The organism is Pandoraea nosoerga, from assembly GCF_902459585.1.
GTDB classification, from domain to species: domain Bacteria; phylum Pseudomonadota; class Gammaproteobacteria; order Burkholderiales; family Burkholderiaceae; genus Pandoraea; species Pandoraea nosoerga.
In genome coordinates this window covers 135,676-150,416 of sequence record NZ_CABPSC010000005.1, presented here as the reverse complement: position 1 = coordinate 150,416, position 14,741 = coordinate 135,676, and the positions used below count along the sequence as shown (strand labels likewise).

Genomic DNA, 14,741 nt, shown 5'->3' with positions numbered 1-14,741 from the left:
TGAAGAGAATTTGCCATCACTGCGGCTAAGTATTCTCCAATAAGCTTATGGTGTCCACCCGGCATGCCGGGGCAACTCCATCAGACAGAGGATCGGTGATGAACACGATGCAGCAATGGCAGATGACAACGCTCGGCGAGACGGCGCTCGAGCGCGCGACAGTGGCGATTCCACGGCCCGGCCCGGGCGAGGTACTGGTAAAGGTCGGCGCGGTGTCGCTCAACTACCGCGACGCGTTGATGATCGACTCCGGCATGGGCCTGCCGCTCACGTTCCCGTATGTACCGGGCTCCGACATGGCGGGCGAAGTGGTCGCCGTGGGCGGCGGTGTCACGCGGGTTCGCGCAGGCGAGCGCGTGGTCAACACATTCTGGGATCGCTGGATCGACGGCGAGCGGGCGCCGGCGGGGTTGCAAATTTTCGGCGGGACGCTGCAGGGCGTGCTGCGCGAGTACGCGGTGTTCCCCGAGGACGCCGTGGTGCGTGCGCCGGCCACGCTCGATGACGTGGCCGCCTCGACCCTGACCTGTGCCGGCGTCACTGCGTGGTCGGCGCTGTTTGGCCACGGGCGCCGTCTGGCAGCCGGCGAGACGGTACTCGCGACCGGCACGGGCGGCGTGGCGCTGTTCGGGGCGCAACTGGCGCTGGCCCACGGAGCCCACGCGATCGTCACGAGCGCCAGCGAAGCGAAACTCGCGCGGGTGCGGGCGCTTGGCGTGACGCACGGTGTGCCGCGTCGGGACGGCTGGTCCGAAGACGTGCTGCGGCTCACCGAAGGGCGGGGCGTCGAACAGGTGCTGGAACTCGCCGGAGGCGACATGGGCGAGACGATGAGCGCGCTTGCCCATGGCGGCAAGGTTTCCGTCATCGGCATGCTGGGCGGGCAGACTTTGCAATTGCCCGTCTACCCGGTGCTGCTCAAGCGCGCCCACATCCAGGGAATCGGCGTGGGGCATCGGGCGGGACTCGAGTCGCTGGTGACGATGATCGAGCGCCACGCCATCACGCCGGTGGTGGACGCCGTCTACGATTTCGCGGACTTCAGGCAGGCGCTGGCGCACCTGCGGCGCGGCGCGTTCGGCAAGGTGGTGGTGCGCGTGGACGGGGCGCCGGCCCGGGTTGCCTAAGGCTGAAAGCTCGCATACACTATCGACGCCACAAACCCCGCGTGACTGGCGATTAGGGCGCACAGCCTTGTGTGTCCGAGGTGGAGCAACCCACCGGGAAGCGCCGGGGTCTTATTTGCCGTTCGCCTGGGCAGCCGTGATGGTTGGTGCTGCCCTGTCTATCGTCTTCCAAAGCACAAAGGAAGGCGCGCCGCACCATCCCCTCCCGGAAAACCTGTTCAATTCAACGGAAACGCCATGTTCGACAAATCGAAATCCACTGTTGCCGCCGTCGATCCCGACGTTTGGGCTGCGATTCAGAAGGAAAACCAGCGTCAGGAAGATCACATCGAGCTGATCGCCTCGGAAAACTACACCAGCCCGGCCGTGATGGAAGCGCAGGGCTCGCAGTTGACCAACAAGTATGCGGAAGGTTATCCGGGCAAGCGCTATTACGGGGGTTGCGAGTACGTCGACGTGGTCGAGCAGTTGGCCATCGATCGCGTGAAGGCCCTATTCGGCGCCGAAGCCGCGAACGTGCAGCCGAACTCCGGTTCGCAGGCGAACCAGGGCGTGTATTTCGCCATGCTCAAGCCGGGCGACACGATCATGGGCATGAGCCTCGCCCATGGCGGTCACCTCACGCACGGCTCGCCGGTGAACATGTCGGGCAAGTGGTTCAACGTGGTGAGCTACGGCCTCAATGAAGCCGAGGACATCGATTACGACGCGGCCGAGAAGCTCGCGCAGCAGCATAAGCCGAAGATGATCGTGGCAGGCGCCTCGGCCTTCTCGCTGAAGATCGATTTCGAGCGCATGGCCCGTATCGCCAAGTCGGTCGGTGCGTATTTCATGGTCGACATGGCCCACTACGCCGGTCTGATCGCCGCGGGCGTGTATCCGAATCCGGTGCCGCACGCCGACTTCGTGACCACGACCACGCACAAGAGCCTGCGTGGCCCGCGCGGTGGCGTGATCCTGATGAAGGCCGAGTTCGAGAAGCAGATCAATTCGGCGATCTTCCCGGGCATCCAGGGCGGCCCGCTCATGCACGTGATCGCCGGCAAGGCCGTGGCGTTCAAGGAAGCCGCGACACCCGAATTCAAGGCGTATCAGGAACAAGTGGCGAAGAACGCGCGCGTGCTGGCCGAGACGCTGGTCAAGCGCGGTCTGCGCATTGTGTCGGGCCGCACCGAATCGCACGTGATGCTGGTCGACCTGCGTGCGAAGCACATCACCGGCAAGGCGGCGGAAGCGGCGCTGGGTGAAGCGCACATCACCGTCAACAAGAACGCGATCCCGAACGATCCGGAAAAGCCGTTCGTCACGAGCGGCGTGCGTCTGGGTTCGCCGGCAATGACCACGCGCGGCTTCAAGGAAGCGGAGGCCGAACTGGTCGGCAACCTGATCGCCGACGTGCTGGACAATCCGGAAAACGCCGAGACGATCGCCACGGTGCGCGCCAAGGTCGCCGAGCTGACCAAGCGTTTCCCGGTCTACGGCTAAGCGGCGGGCCCCACACGCATGCGCTGCCCGTTCTGCCGACACGACGACACGCAGGTCATCGACTCGCGTGAAGCGGAAGACGGCGCCGCCATCCGGCGGCGTCGGAAATGCCCGTCGTGCGACAAGCGCTTCACCACATACGAGCGCGTCGAGCTCGCGATGCCGGCTGTCGTCAAGAAAGACGGCAGCCGCGCCGAGTATGATCGCGCGAAGGTGCGCGCGAGCATGCAACTGGCGATTCGCAAGCGTCCCGTGAGTGCCGAAGCCATGGATGCCGCGATCGCGCGCATCGAATACAAGCTGCTGGCCGGCGCGGAGCGCGAAGTGATGAGCCAGCGCATTGGCGAACTGGTCATGCGCGAGCTCAAGCGGCTGGACAAGATCGCGTATATCCGGTTTGCGTCGGTGTACCGCAGCTTCGAGGACATTGCGGAGTTCCGCGACGTGCTCGAGGAGATCGACAGCGCCGACCTGAAACCGAAGCGCAAGCCGGTGTGACCCGGTCGCGCAGTCGCGCGCAGGTCGGGAGTGGTTGCAGCAAGTTGGACGGAAAACCCGTCGCGCCTGAAAGGGCGCGGCGGGTTTTTTATTGGTGCGAGCCGTTTCCCAATATTGGCTATTGGCCGTTGTTTGCGTACATCAAAATTTTTATTTTGGAATTTTGTTATTGGGTTATTGGGTTTTTTGGGAAAGTGCCAGTGTTTTAAAGAATTATTTTGTTGTGAAAGTTCTAAATTTAATTGTTTCTCCGGCTTTGAGTTAAGTATCAAAAATCAGTGATTTCGGGCTTGTTTCGATAATCCGCCTTTTAGACTTCGTGAGCCTTGACGCAGGTCGTAGCGCCGTGTCTGGAGTGCGATGGGAGAAAACTCATCGTTTTTCAAGAATTAATTTATGGATTATCGAATGCAAAAGGTTCATCCGAAGTCGAACGCCCTACGTCAGACGAAGATTTGCATGGCTGCTGCGACGGTGGTGGCGGCAGCCGCTTTGCCCGGTTATGCGGTGGCCGAGGAAAGTGCCGCCCCCGCGTGGCAGACGACCAAAGAAGGCCGTCAGAAAGCGCTGAACGGCAAGATCAGCGCAAGCGAAAACGCACCGGCCAAATGGAAAGACGCTGACGAAGCATTGCGTCATCAGAAGTCGTTTGGGCGTTTCGCGAGCACCGTTCGCGAAGCGCTCGGAAAGCCGGCCAGCGAGGAAAAGCTCGAGGCCCTTGGCGAAGTGAAGCGGGCCGTTGAGGCTGAAATTACCGCGATCGCTTCGAAAAATCCGACCGAAGGCGAAGCACCCGCGCACGACAAGGAACACGCGACGGCGCTGGGCGCCCTTAAGGATGCACTGGCGAAGATCGACGCCGAAGCCAAACTCGCCGCTTCCGATAATGACCGGAAGGCACTTGACGCTCTCGTCGCCGAAGCCAAGGTGAATGGGGCCATCACGGCCGCGCAGACCGCCCTCGACGGCGCCAAGAAGAATCTGGATGACTTCAACCTGCTCAAGCACAAGCAGAGCGTCTGGGAAGCGGTGGACAGCGACGAGATGGTCGCGCGACTCGACAAGACCTTCGTGCTCGACGCAAACGCGCCCAACGCCGAAAAGAATGGCACGAAGTCGGCATGGTCCGACATGAACCTCCAGACGTTCAAGTCGGACGACGCGGTTGGCACGACCGCCAACGCGCACACCAAACTGGCTCAAGACGCCACGCTTGAACTGGGCAGCTTTTCCGGCAGCGATTCCGACGCCATTTACGGCCTGGCGGAAAACAACGGTCAGAAGACGCGCGCCATCGACACCCTTCGCATTCTCGCGGACGCCGATCATCGAGTGCATGTCGCCGACGGCGTGCTGAGCATGAAAAAAGGGATCGAAGGCAGCGGCAAGATTGCGATCGACGTGGGTCCGAAGGGCGAACTGAACTTCCTGGCAGACGGTGTGGGCGTCGACGCCGGCGCGCAGCAGGTCACGCTCACGGCCACGGGCCCGGCAAGCGGCTCGGCCGAGGCAGCCGGCAAGATCGCGTTCGGCAAGGGCACGAGCGCCGGCAAGGCCCGCATCGAGGTCGTCAATGGCGCGGCGCTGGGCTTTTCGGAAGGGGCCAACGCAGGCGCGAGCACGATCAACATCGGCGGGACGATCACCAAGGACGAAGTTGAAGCCGCCAAGGCGCTCGACGAGAACAGCACCCTGGCCGAGGCCACGGCCGCCAGCGCGACTTTCGATGGGGCATCGGCCGCCGACGCCACGATCCGCAATAGCGGCAACCTGACCTTCACGGGCGCAGATCTGGGCAACGCGAAGATCACGAACGAAGCGAAGGGCGTCGTGAAGATCGAAGGCAAGCCGTTCAAGCTCGAGGACAGCGAGCGTCCCGAGACGCGGGCCTCGGTCGCCGGCAATGCCGAGCTGACCAACCGCGGCACGCTGACCGTGACGGACGCCAAGCTCGGCAACATGCACCTGACAAACGAGGGGCAGGCGTCCATTAAGTCGGGGGTTTCCGGGCAGGCGGTGCGTGTCCTGAACACCGGCGCCGCGGGCGACCTGACAATGGAGGACACCGCCGTGGAGGCGCTGTTCGTGAACAACGATGCGAAGGCGACGCTCAAGGGACTCTCCGGAGGCACCGCGGTGTTGCTCAATCATGGAACCGGCACGCTCACCGTCGGTGATTCGACCGTCGAGAACCTCGCGGTGATCAATGGCGCAAAGGCGGAAGTGACCGGACCGTCCGCCGCAAAGGCGGTGTTGACGAACACGGCTGGCGGCGATCTCAAGGTCTCGGGCGCCAAGGTGGCCAATTTGCAGGTCGTCAATGAAGCGAAAGCGCAACTGGCAGCGCTGACCGAAGGCAAGGCCGCCATTTCGAACGCCGCGGGCGCGGACCTCGAGGTCTCCGAGTCGAAGCTGGCCGGCCTGGCGCTCGATAACGCGGGCAAGGCCAAGTTCGCTTCGTTGGACGCGGCTGGCGCCAGCATTGCCAACGCAGACGGGGCCGCCCTCGACATCGCGGATTCGACGCTCTCCGGCCTGAAGCTCACGAACCGGGGCAACGTTACGATGCGCGGCGCCACCACTGTGCAGAACGCCGCTATCGAGCTCACTGCCGGTTCGCTGGACGTCTCCGGTCTCGCCGCGGGCGAGAACGGCGCCCAGCTCGGCATCGGTTCGTTGTCCGGCAACGGCCAGGTGATCGCAGGCAACACGGCGCTCACGGTCGGCTCGCTGAATCAGGACGATGTCTTTGGCGGCAGGATTCTGGCGGCCGCCCCGGCCGTCGCCACCGACACCACTGCCCCGGATGCAACCAACGTGGCGGGCGATTCGGAAGGTTCGGACGGCAACACGGATGGCAAGACGGACGGCAACACGGACGGCAACACGGACGGCAACACGGACGGCAAGACGGACGGCAAGACGGACGGCAAGGAAGACGTCAACGTAGGCGGTGAGGCAGGCGATACGGACGTCGCCCCGGCATCCCGGGCGCCGAGCGCCGCTGCCGCCCCGACCCTCACCAAGGTGGGTACGGGCAATCTGACCCTCGCGGGCGATCAAAGCGACCTCACGTCGGTGACCGTGCAAAGCGGCAAGTTGACCGCCGCGCACGCGAACGCGCTCGGCTCCGGCGATGTCGTCATCGCGCAATCGGCGACGCTGGCGATTGCGGCGCCCAGCGTCACGGGCGTGGCCACGATCGAGAACGCCGGCAGCATCGACCTGGGTCTGAACCAACTGAGTGTCCAGAAGTACAAGTCGAGCACTGGCGCGTCGATCAAGACCGTGGCCACCAAGTCGGATGGCAAGGTCCGCACGGGTCTAGTCCACGTCGGCAAAGAGGGCGACTTCAGCAACACCGATCTTCAGATCAATCGTGATTCGACGGTGAAGCTCAAGGACATCGTGGGCCAGAACATCCAGATCGTGACGAAGGACGACGGCGCCACCGTCAACGCCTTCAATCAGGTCAGGTTCGGCAGCGTGGCAGCCGAAAACGCCGGCAATGGCGAGGTGACGATCACCGAAGACAGCCGCGTTGGCTTCGTCGCCGGAAACGCCGCGTATACAGCCAACGAGCGCGCGGCACTGGCCTCGGTCGATGGCGTGACCTATGGCCAGGTCGCCACGGGCAAGGTCGGCGGCGACGTGCTCGCCGAGATGCTGGAACAGGAAGCCGGTTCCGCAGAGCAACGCCGTTCGGCAAGCCTGCTGTCCGGCGAGGCGCTGGTGAACAATGCGCAGGCCGCACAGAGCGCCGCAACGGCGTTCCAGCGCGGCATGCAAACGCGCATGATCGCCGGCGGGGCGATGTTCGACGACAAGACCGCCAACGGCGCGAGCGCCGACGACAGCGGCGTGGCCGGCTGGGCGGCATTCGCCGGTGGCAACACGTCGCAACGCGGCAACGGGCCTGCATTCGACGTGCGCGGCCTGGATGGCGCGATCGGCGTCGACAAGCGCATCGGCAGCAACACGATCGTCGGCGCGTCTGTCGGTATGGGCAACCAAAACTCGAAGGCAAAGGGTCAGCCGGGCGAGTCGAAGATCAACAGCGTGAGCGTGGGTCTGTACGGTTCGCATCTGAACGACGCGAGCTGGTTCGTCAACGGTGGCGTGTCCTATACGAATCACAGCGTGAAGACCGATCGCACGGTGGCCGCGGGCGACGTGTCGTCGCGCGTGTCCGGCAAGACGAACGGTCAGACCTTCGGCGTGTTCGGTGAAGTGGGCAAGCGCTTCGAGGTGTCGGGCACGAACATCGATCCGTCGGTGGGCGTGCGCGTGGCGTCGACTCGCCTGAGCGGTTTTGACGAGACGAACCGCGCCGGCGGCGGCAACGACGGTCTGAAGGTCGGTGCGCAGTCGCAGACGTCGACGCGTGGCGTGCTGGGCGTGCGCCTGTGGCGCGAGGTGGCGAACGCGGGCGGCACGAAGGTGGCCCCGTCGCTGCGCCTGGCCTATGAACACGAGTTCGGCGACAAGCAGGGCAGCCTGACCAACACGATCTACGGCGCGCCGCGCTCGTTCAACGTGAAGGGCGCCAAGCTGGGCGCGGACATTTTCACCGCGGACCTGGGTGTGAATGTGGAAGTGCAGAAGGCGCTCGACATCCGTCTGGGCGGCAACGTGAGCGTCCGCAAGGGCGAGCGCGCCGTCGCTGGCGGTATCTCGGCGAAGTATCGCTTCTAAGCGTTCCGGTGTCGCGTGAGAGGGGCAGCACAAGCCCTCGAGCGCGCCTGTAGCGGACCCGTCGCGCCTTCAAGGGCGCGGCGGGTTTTTTCTTTGCGCGGCGTTCGGTGTGCGGCGTGCCGCGCCAACCGACCTCGGTACCCGCAACCTCAGAAAGAATGCGAGATGCCGATGTAGGCGCCGGTCTGGCCGCGTCCGGCCGGCGGATTGTCGAGCGAGTTGCTCGGAATCGCGGCGACCGAGAAGCTCTGGTTGGCGCTGTTCTTCACGTATGCCACGGTGCCGTAGAAGAACGTGCGTTTCGAGAGGTTGTACGTCGTGCCCAGCTCGAACATCGTGGCGTTGCCGAAGCCGCCCGGCACGTTGACGTGATACACCGCCGCGTTGGCCGCCCACACCTGCGTGGCCTGCCACTTCACGCCGGCCCAGTAATGATCGGCGCGCGTGGCGAAGTCCGGCGCGGGCGCGTCGGGCGCCGACATGTGCGTGTAGCCGAGCGAAATCGTAAAGCGGTTCAGGAACACGTTCGCCCCGGCGAAATACTCGCGCGAGGAGGCGAACACGTCGGTGAAGCGACCGTTGGCGTCGCGAATTTCGTCGTACAGCGCACGCAACTGGAAGCGATCGTGCGTATAGGTGAGCTGTGCGCCCAGCCCGCGCCCGCTCGTCGGCTGCCCCGCGATGTTGGAAAAGGCGTACTGGCCGGCGATGTCAAAGCCGTAGAAGTTCGGGCTCTGATAGTTGACGGTGTTGCTCGCCTGCGGCCAGTTGCGCCCACGCACGAGCGACGCCGACGAGAAGGCCTGTTGCTGGAACGGGTCGAAGTCCCATACCCCGTTGCTGATGAACAGATTGCGCCCGAGCGTGAGTTGCCCCCACGAGCGCGAGTTCAGCCCGACCAACGCGCGGCGATCGAAGAGTGATCCCGACCCGTTGTTGTTCAGCCCGTTCATCAACTGGAAGCCGCTCTCCAGATTGAATACCGCGTGCAAACCCTGGCCGAGGTCCTCGTAACCGCGCAGACCGAACAGGCTCGTCCCGTAGTCGCCGCCTTGCGCGCTCCAGCGCGAGACGGTCCCGCCGTTACCGTCCTGAATATTGCTCATGTACTGAAAGCCGCCGTCCAGGCGGCCATACAGCTGGACACTCGACTGCGCGTGCGCGAACGTGCCGATGCCGCAAAGCAGGCTCGCTGCAATGAGCTTCATTTTCATGGTCTGCTCCCCAGGTTGCGTTTTGCCCCGCCGTTTGTTTCGCGTGGTTATGCCCGTCGTCGTCGCATCTCGCCCGAATGCGGGCAATAAGAGACGCTGTCGGAAAAGCCTGAATTTTCGTTACGAGAGACGAGAAATCGGCAAGCGGGGAGGCCAGGGCAACGGGTGCCGCATCGACGGATGCAGCCGGTTGCAAGTGATGCCGTCACGCTCTGGTTGTCAGAGATCGTCATCATGGCAGTCCACTGGCGTTGGGTCGGCGGCGCTCACGTGCCTCGCAGAGGCGAGCGTGCGCGGCCATGCGACCGGGGTCGGCGGCACAGGCAAGCCTCGCATCGAGCCGGCGAGCCGGCCGGCACGATGGGCGCATGTGCCCGGATGGCTTCATTTATAGCGGAATTCGACCGCGTGCAACATCGGGGAAAGGCTTAGTAGCCCGACTGTTACGCCGATTGTTGCGCGCCAACAACCGAAATGGGCCGAACCGGCGGCAGGGCGAGCGCCCGACGCCTGCGTCGCGCTTGGCCGCCGGCGGTCCTCAGGCGCTCGAATCCGGCGCCCCGAACGCTTCCATCTTGCTCGCCAGATGCGTGAGCAGCCGGTTGGCCGCGCCGGACAGACGCCGTCCCGCGCGCGTCACGAGATGGGCCTCGGCGCCGTTGAGGATCGGATGGTCGATGGGCAGCGCGAGCAGGAGCCCGGCCTCGATTTCCTGCGACACCGCAAAGGTGGGCAGAAACGTTGCACCGAGGCCGGTACGCACGTAGTGCTTGAGCACCGAAATCGAATTGGTGGTGACCGACGCCGTGAGCCGATGTTTCTCGGACTGCTCGGCAAGCGCCATTAGTTGACGCGTGCCATACGCGCCGTGCATGAGCGCGAGCGGCACGTCGTAAAGCGCGTCGAGCGTCAACGATCCCTGCGCGGCGAGCCCGCCCAACCGGTCCGCGAGCGCGGTGCCGGGTGCGAGGATCGCGTGCACGGGCTGGCGCATCTGCGCGCGAGAGACGATCTTCGGCTCGGCCGGCGGGTTGTAGACGAGCCCGATGTCCGCGTCGTCCTCGGCCACGAGCCGCATGACTTCGTTGGTGCCCGCGAGATCGAGCGTGAGCGTGATGTCGGGATAGCGCTTGCAGAAGTACTGGAGCGGCGCGCCCATGAGATCGCTCACGAAGCCCTCGCCCACGGCGAGCCGGATGTGCCCGCGCCGCAGCCCGCGCACTTCCTGCAACTTGGCGAGCAGGTCTTCCTGATGCGCGCGCTGCTCGCGGTAGTACTCCATGAGCAACCGCCCGGCCTGCGTGAGATGCACGCCGCGCTTGTGGCGCTCGATCAGCGGCAGCGCCAGCTCGGCCTCGAGCAGCGCGATCTGGCGGCTGACCGCCGAGGGCGCAATGTCGAGCCGGTCGGCTGCGGCGCGCACGGTGCCGCACTGGACGGCTTCGAACAGATACGGCAGGCGGCTTTCGGTGATGGAAGGTGTCATGAGGACGGTGTCATAGGAGACGGTGCCATAGGGGACGGTGCCATAGGGGACGGCGCCACGGCTTAAAGACTAATAATTAGAACAAAAATCATCAAGCGTTGTCATTGAGCGTCGTTTTTTTTCAATTCACACTGCGATGCATGCGGATCGGCCCCTTTGCGGGGCAACGAACCCAGGCGAGGCCCGGTGACGGCGGCCCGATTCCGCGCCAGTTTTTTGCGCCATGCCGCGACGGACGTCGGCATGGCGCAACGTTTCAGACCGTACCGGCCACGCCGGAGCAGGCCGCCGGCCCGGCGCCGACTTCGGCGATCCGCAGACGGCGTTTGACAGGCACCGCTTCCCGTTGGGAGACAGACGATGATTCCTTCGCGCAATACGCGTTTCGGCATCGATCATCCGTTGGTCACGGTGCATGATCATCCCCGGCGGCTTTCGCATTACGCTCGCATGGGCTTCGCGCCGTCGCCGGTGTCGTACCACCCGTGGGGCACGGTCACGTCGCTGATGATGTTTGCCGAGAACTTCATCGAACTCATCGGCGTGGACGACGCCACCCGGTTCGGCACGCACGCCGTCGGCGACTTCTGCTTCGGACGCTATCTCGGCAGCTTCCTCGCCCGCGAAGAGGGCGTGTCGCTCGTCGCGCTGCACAGCAAGGATGCGCGCGCCGATCACGCGAGACTTGTGCAGGCAGGGCTGACGTCACAAGGCATCCTCGACTTTCGCCGTGCCATGCGCAAGCCGGACGGCACGCCCGACGAAGCCGTGGTGTCGCTGGGCCTGTTCATCGACGCGTCGCTTGGCGACGCCTCCAATTTCATCTGTCACCAGCATCGGCCCGAGTTGATCTGGGTGCCCGAGTGGCAGGCGCACCCGAACGGTGCGACGGCCGTCGTCGGCGTGACCTATGTCACCCCCGATGCCGCGGCGCTGCGCGAGCTCGCCGCGCGCTGGCAGCGCATGTACGGCGCGCGCCACGTCGACGTCTACGACGGCGGTGCGCTGGCCGACACCGGCTGCGGCCAGTTGCTCGCGCTCTCGCAGCCCCGTGCCGAGGCGCGTTACGCCGCCGTGGGCTTGCCGATGGCGCAGGGCGTGCGCACGCACGCCGTGGCGATCACGGTCCTCGCCCCCGATCTGGCGCATGTGGAGCGGCTGTGGCGCGAGAACGGCGTGCCCTACGGCTACAACGAGCATGGACTGGTCGTGGAGCCGGAATTCGCGGGCAACGTGGTGCTGGAGTTCGTGAATCACCCGCACTGAGATCCCGAAGTTTCCAACCGTCTGCCGGCGCGGCCGGCAGGCGTAGCAACGCGGCGCCGCCCGTGGCGGCGGCGCCATCCTCGCAGTCAAACTGGAGTCAACATGAAAATCATCGGAGTGGTCGGACTGGGCAATATGGGACGCGGCATGGCGCTGTCGTTGCAGCGCGGCGGCTTCACGGTGCTCGGTTTCGATCCGTCCCCGGCGGCCGGCGCGGCGCTGGCCGAAGCGGGCATCGGCCTGCGCGGCTCGGTGGCCGAACTCGCCCGCGAAGCGGACGCCCTCGTGCTGTCGCTGCCGACGTCGCAAGTCGTCGAAGCCGTGGTCAACGGCGCGCAGGGCATTGCCGCGAACGGCCGTGAAGGCCTGATCGTCGTCGACACCTCGACAGCCGACCCGCAGAGCACCCGCGAGCTCGCCGTCACGCTGCGCGAGAAGGGCATCGCCCTGGTCGACGCCCCGGTCTCCGGCGGCCCGAAAGGCGCGCTCAACGGTGCGCTTACCATGGTGCTGGGCGGCTCGGCCGAGGATATCGCCCGCATCGAGCCGGTACTCGCCGCAATGTCGGCCAAGCGTGTGCATATCGGCGAGGTCGGCGCGGGCCACGTGACCAAGCTGATCAACAACCTGATGTGCGCGGCCCACCTGCTCGTGGCTGGCGAGGCGATGCGTCTGGCGAAGGCCGCCGGTGTGGCGCCCGAGCAGGTGCTCGAGGGTCTGAACGCCGGCTCGGGCCGCAGCGGCGTGACGCAGACGAACTACCCGACGTGGATTCTCAACGACGCGTTCGACTCGGGCTTCACGATGAAACTCATGCGCAAGGACGTGCGCCTGGCCATGGCGCTCGCCGAGCAGACCGGAACGCTCGGCACGGGACCGCTGTCGGCGGAGGTCGGCCGTCTGTGGGCGGCGAGCGCGGCCACGCTCGGCGACGACGAGGATTTCAACCGCATCGTGCAGTTCATCGAGCCGGGCCGCGCCTGAGCCCTCGGCAGCACGGACACGCACGCGAGATTTCAATTTTTGTTTGACGACACGATGCGCCGTCGCGGCGCGTCGCACGGAGTGTTTTCATGGCAGACCAACAAGCCGCCGCATTGCTCGGCGCATTCGCAAAGTTCTTCCCCAACGCCACCACCATCGGTTCGTATGTGAACGGTGAGCTGGTCGAAGGCCAGGGCGAAGCCACCATCGATATCGTCAACCCGGCAACCGGACAGACGGTGCTCGCCTACCGCGATGCCGGTGCGGCCGTGGTCGCGCAGGCGGCCGACGCCGCGCAGGCCGCGCAGAAGGTCTGGTGGGCGCTCACCCATGCGGCGCGCGGTCGCGTCATGCAGGCCGTGGGCAGCAAGATCCGCGAGCACGCCGAAGCGCTCGCCCAACTCGAATCGATCGGCGCGGGCAAGCCGATCCGGGACTGCCGCGGCGAAGTTGGCAAGGTCGCGGAGATGTTCGAGTACTACGCCGGCTGGACCGACAAGTTCTTCGGCGACGTGATTCCCGTGCCGAGCACGCACCTGAACTACACGCGCCGCGAAGCGATGGGCGTGGTGCTGCAGATCACGCCGTGGAACGCGCCGGTCTTCACCTGTGGCTGGCAACTGGCGCCGGCCATCGCCATGGGCAACGGGGTTCTGCTCAAGCCGAGCGAGCTCACCCCGGCGAGCTCGCTCGCGGTCGCCGCGCTGGCCGAGCAGGCCGGTGTGCCGCGCGGCCTCATCAACGTGCTCGCGGGCTTCGGCCACACGACGGGCCAGGCCGCGATCTCGCATCCGGTCATCAAGAAGGTGGTGTTCGTGGGCTCACCCGCCACCGGCAGCAAGATCGCCGCGGCCGCCGCGCAGCGCCTGCTGCCGAGCGTGCTGGAGCTGGGCGGCAAGTCGGCCAACATCGTCTTCGACGACGCCGACCTCAGGCGTGCATGCCTGGGCGCGCAGGCCGCGATCTTCTCGAGCGCCGGCCAGAGCTGCGTGGCCGGCTCGCGCCTGCTCGTGCAGCGCGGCGTGTACGACCAGATGGTCGAGATGCTCTCGCGCGGCGCCGAGAAGATTCGCGTGGGCGACCCGCTCGACGACGCCACCGAAGTGGGCCCGATCTGCAACCGCACGCAGTATCAGCACGTAATGAACATGATCGACGCGGGCGTGGAGGGCGGCGCGCGTCTGGCCGCCGGCACGCAGCAGCGCAGCGATGGGGGCTTTTTCGTGCGTCCGACCGTGCTGGCCGACGCGAACAACGCGATGGGCGTGGCGCGCACGGAAATCTTCGGGCCGGTCGTGGTGGCCATTCCGTTCGACACGGAAGACGAGGCGCTGGCGATCGCCAACGACAGCGAGTTCGGTCTGGCCGGCGCCGTGTGGACGCAGGACGTCGCGCGCGCGCACCGCGTGGCCGCTCAGGTCAACGCCGGCACGTTCTGGATCAACGGCTACAAGACGATCAACGTGGCCTCGCCGTTCGGCGGCTACAACCACAGCGGTTACGGCCGCTCCAGCGGCGTGGAGGCGCTCTACGAATACACGCAGACCAAGAGCGTGTGGGTCGAGACGGCGGCCAGTCCGGCCACGCCGTTCGGCTACGTCTGATCAAAGGGCTTCCCACGCCGTGGGAAGCCGGGGCCGCGAAGCAGGCGTGCGCCGCCATCATGCGCGCAGGCATGCGTCGTGAATCGCCAGTGCAAGGACGTGCGCCCGGCGCCGGTCGTGAGACTTCGCCTGGCGCATGGCCGTTTCAGCCTGCGGGATCGCGGGCCGGAATGGCAATTTTGACCGCGTATAATGCCGCCCTTCGGACGGTTCGGCGCGGGACGCTGTTGCTGTCACCGAGGCGTGTCGAGCCGGCGGGCGGTCTGCCGCCGGGCAGGGAAGTCGGCCGGTTTCGCGACCGGACGGGCGGCGCGCCGAATTTCCTTAACCACCGAAATGTTCGCGAAACCGCCGGGCGACCGGACGGCACCGGACCGGTTCA

The 14,741-nt window shown here is 65.5% G+C and carries 9 protein-coding genes and 1 riboswitch; of the genes, 7 read left to right on the top strand and 2 right to left on the bottom strand.

The features are described from left to right. Nucleotides 1-107: 107 nt before the first annotated feature. The 4 genes from PNO31109_RS08960 (at nucleotide 108) to PNO31109_RS22300 (ending at nucleotide 7,805) form a co-directional block, all read left to right on the top strand. Complete coding sequence (locus PNO31109_RS08960) at nucleotides 108-1,127, top strand: zinc-dependent alcohol dehydrogenase family protein (protein WP_206111529.1); 1,020 nt, start codon at nucleotides 108-110, stop codon at nucleotides 1,125-1,127. Nucleotides 1,128-1,158: 31 nt separating this feature from the next. Continuing rightward, a riboswitch (ZMP/ZTP riboswitch) is annotated at nucleotides 1,159-1,266 on the top strand. A gap of 98 nt (nucleotides 1,267-1,364) precedes the next feature. Beyond that, nucleotides 1,365-2,612, top strand: a complete 1,248-nt coding sequence (gene glyA, locus PNO31109_RS08955) for a serine hydroxymethyltransferase (RefSeq protein WP_150555260.1) — start codon at nucleotides 1,365-1,367, stop codon at nucleotides 2,610-2,612. 18 nt (nucleotides 2,613-2,630) lie between these two features. Beyond that, nucleotides 2,631-3,110 carry a transcriptional regulator NrdR gene (nrdR, locus tag PNO31109_RS08950; protein ID WP_150555259.1) on the top strand — a complete coding sequence of 160 codons (480 nt, stop codon included), beginning with the start codon at nucleotides 2,631-2,633 and terminating at the stop codon, nucleotides 3,108-3,110. Between the two features lie 459 nt (nucleotides 3,111-3,569). Beyond that, the gene (locus PNO31109_RS22300; RefSeq protein ID WP_150555258.1) at nucleotides 3,570-7,805 is read left to right on the top strand and encodes an autotransporter domain-containing protein; all 4,236 of its coding nucleotides are present in this window, start codon (nucleotides 3,570-3,572) and stop codon (nucleotides 7,803-7,805) included. Nucleotides 7,806-7,954: 149 nt separating this feature from the next. Here the strand turns inward: PNO31109_RS22300 and PNO31109_RS08940 are convergent, their stop codons facing one another. Together PNO31109_RS08940 and PNO31109_RS08935 are read right to left on the bottom strand one after the other, a co-directional pair. Further along, nucleotides 7,955-9,019: a porin gene (locus PNO31109_RS08940; RefSeq protein ID WP_150555257.1), complete on the bottom strand. Its 1,065-nt coding sequence runs from the start codon at nucleotides 9,017-9,019 to the stop codon at nucleotides 7,955-7,957. Nucleotides 9,020-9,557: 538 nt separating this feature from the next. Continuing rightward, nucleotides 9,558-10,505 (bottom strand): LysR substrate-binding domain-containing protein, encoded by a 948-nt coding sequence (locus tag PNO31109_RS08935; protein ID WP_150555256.1) that lies wholly within the window; start codon nucleotides 10,503-10,505, stop codon nucleotides 9,558-9,560. A gap of 360 nt (nucleotides 10,506-10,865) precedes the next feature. On the opposite strand from PNO31109_RS08935, the gene PNO31109_RS08930 reads away from it, so the two are divergent. The 3 genes from PNO31109_RS08930 (at nucleotide 10,866) to PNO31109_RS08920 (ending at nucleotide 14,359) form a co-directional block, all read left to right on the top strand. Continuing rightward, the gene (locus PNO31109_RS08930; protein ID WP_150555255.1) at nucleotides 10,866-11,771 is read left to right on the top strand and encodes a VOC family protein; all 906 of its coding nucleotides are present in this window, start codon (nucleotides 10,866-10,868) and stop codon (nucleotides 11,769-11,771) included. 21 nt (nucleotides 11,772-11,792) lie between these two features. Continuing rightward, nucleotides 11,793-12,755, top strand: a complete 963-nt coding sequence (locus PNO31109_RS08925) for an NAD(P)-dependent oxidoreductase (RefSeq protein ID WP_277396711.1) — start codon at nucleotides 11,793-11,795, stop codon at nucleotides 12,753-12,755. An 89-nt stretch (nucleotides 12,756-12,844) separates the two neighbouring features. Continuing rightward, the gene (locus tag PNO31109_RS08920) at nucleotides 12,845-14,359 is read left to right on the top strand and encodes an aldehyde dehydrogenase family protein (RefSeq protein ID WP_150555253.1); all 1,515 of its coding nucleotides are present in this window, start codon (nucleotides 12,845-12,847) and stop codon (nucleotides 14,357-14,359) included. The last annotated feature ends 382 nt before the right edge of the window (nucleotides 14,360-14,741 follow it).

What these genes read in the sequence shown, in the direction of transcription:
- PNO31109_RS08960 (WP_206111529.1), top strand. Translation starts at nt 108, where the DNA reads ATGCAGCAATGGCAGATGACAACGCTCGGCGAGACGGCGCTCGAGCGC.
- nrdR (WP_150555259.1), top strand. Translation starts at nt 2,631, where the DNA reads ATGCGCTGCCCGTTCTGCCGACACGACGACACGCAGGTCATCGACTCG.
- PNO31109_RS08930 (WP_150555255.1), top strand. Translation starts at nt 10,866, where the DNA reads ATGATTCCTTCGCGCAATACGCGTTTCGGCATCGATCATCCGTTGGTC.
- PNO31109_RS08935 (WP_150555256.1), bottom strand. Translation starts at nt 10,505, where the DNA reads ATGACACCTTCCATCACCGAAAGCCGCCTGCCGTATCTGTTCGAAGCC.
- PNO31109_RS08920 (WP_150555253.1), top strand. Translation starts at nt 12,845, where the DNA reads ATGGCAGACCAACAAGCCGCCGCATTGCTCGGCGCATTCGCAAAGTTC.
- PNO31109_RS22300 (WP_150555258.1), top strand. Translation starts at nt 3,570, where the DNA reads ATGGCTGCTGCGACGGTGGTGGCGGCAGCCGCTTTGCCCGGTTATGCG.
- PNO31109_RS08940 (WP_150555257.1), bottom strand. Translation starts at nt 9,019, where the DNA reads ATGAAAATGAAGCTCATTGCAGCGAGCCTGCTTTGCGGCATCGGCACG.
- glyA (WP_150555260.1), top strand. Translation starts at nt 1,365, where the DNA reads ATGTTCGACAAATCGAAATCCACTGTTGCCGCCGTCGATCCCGACGTT.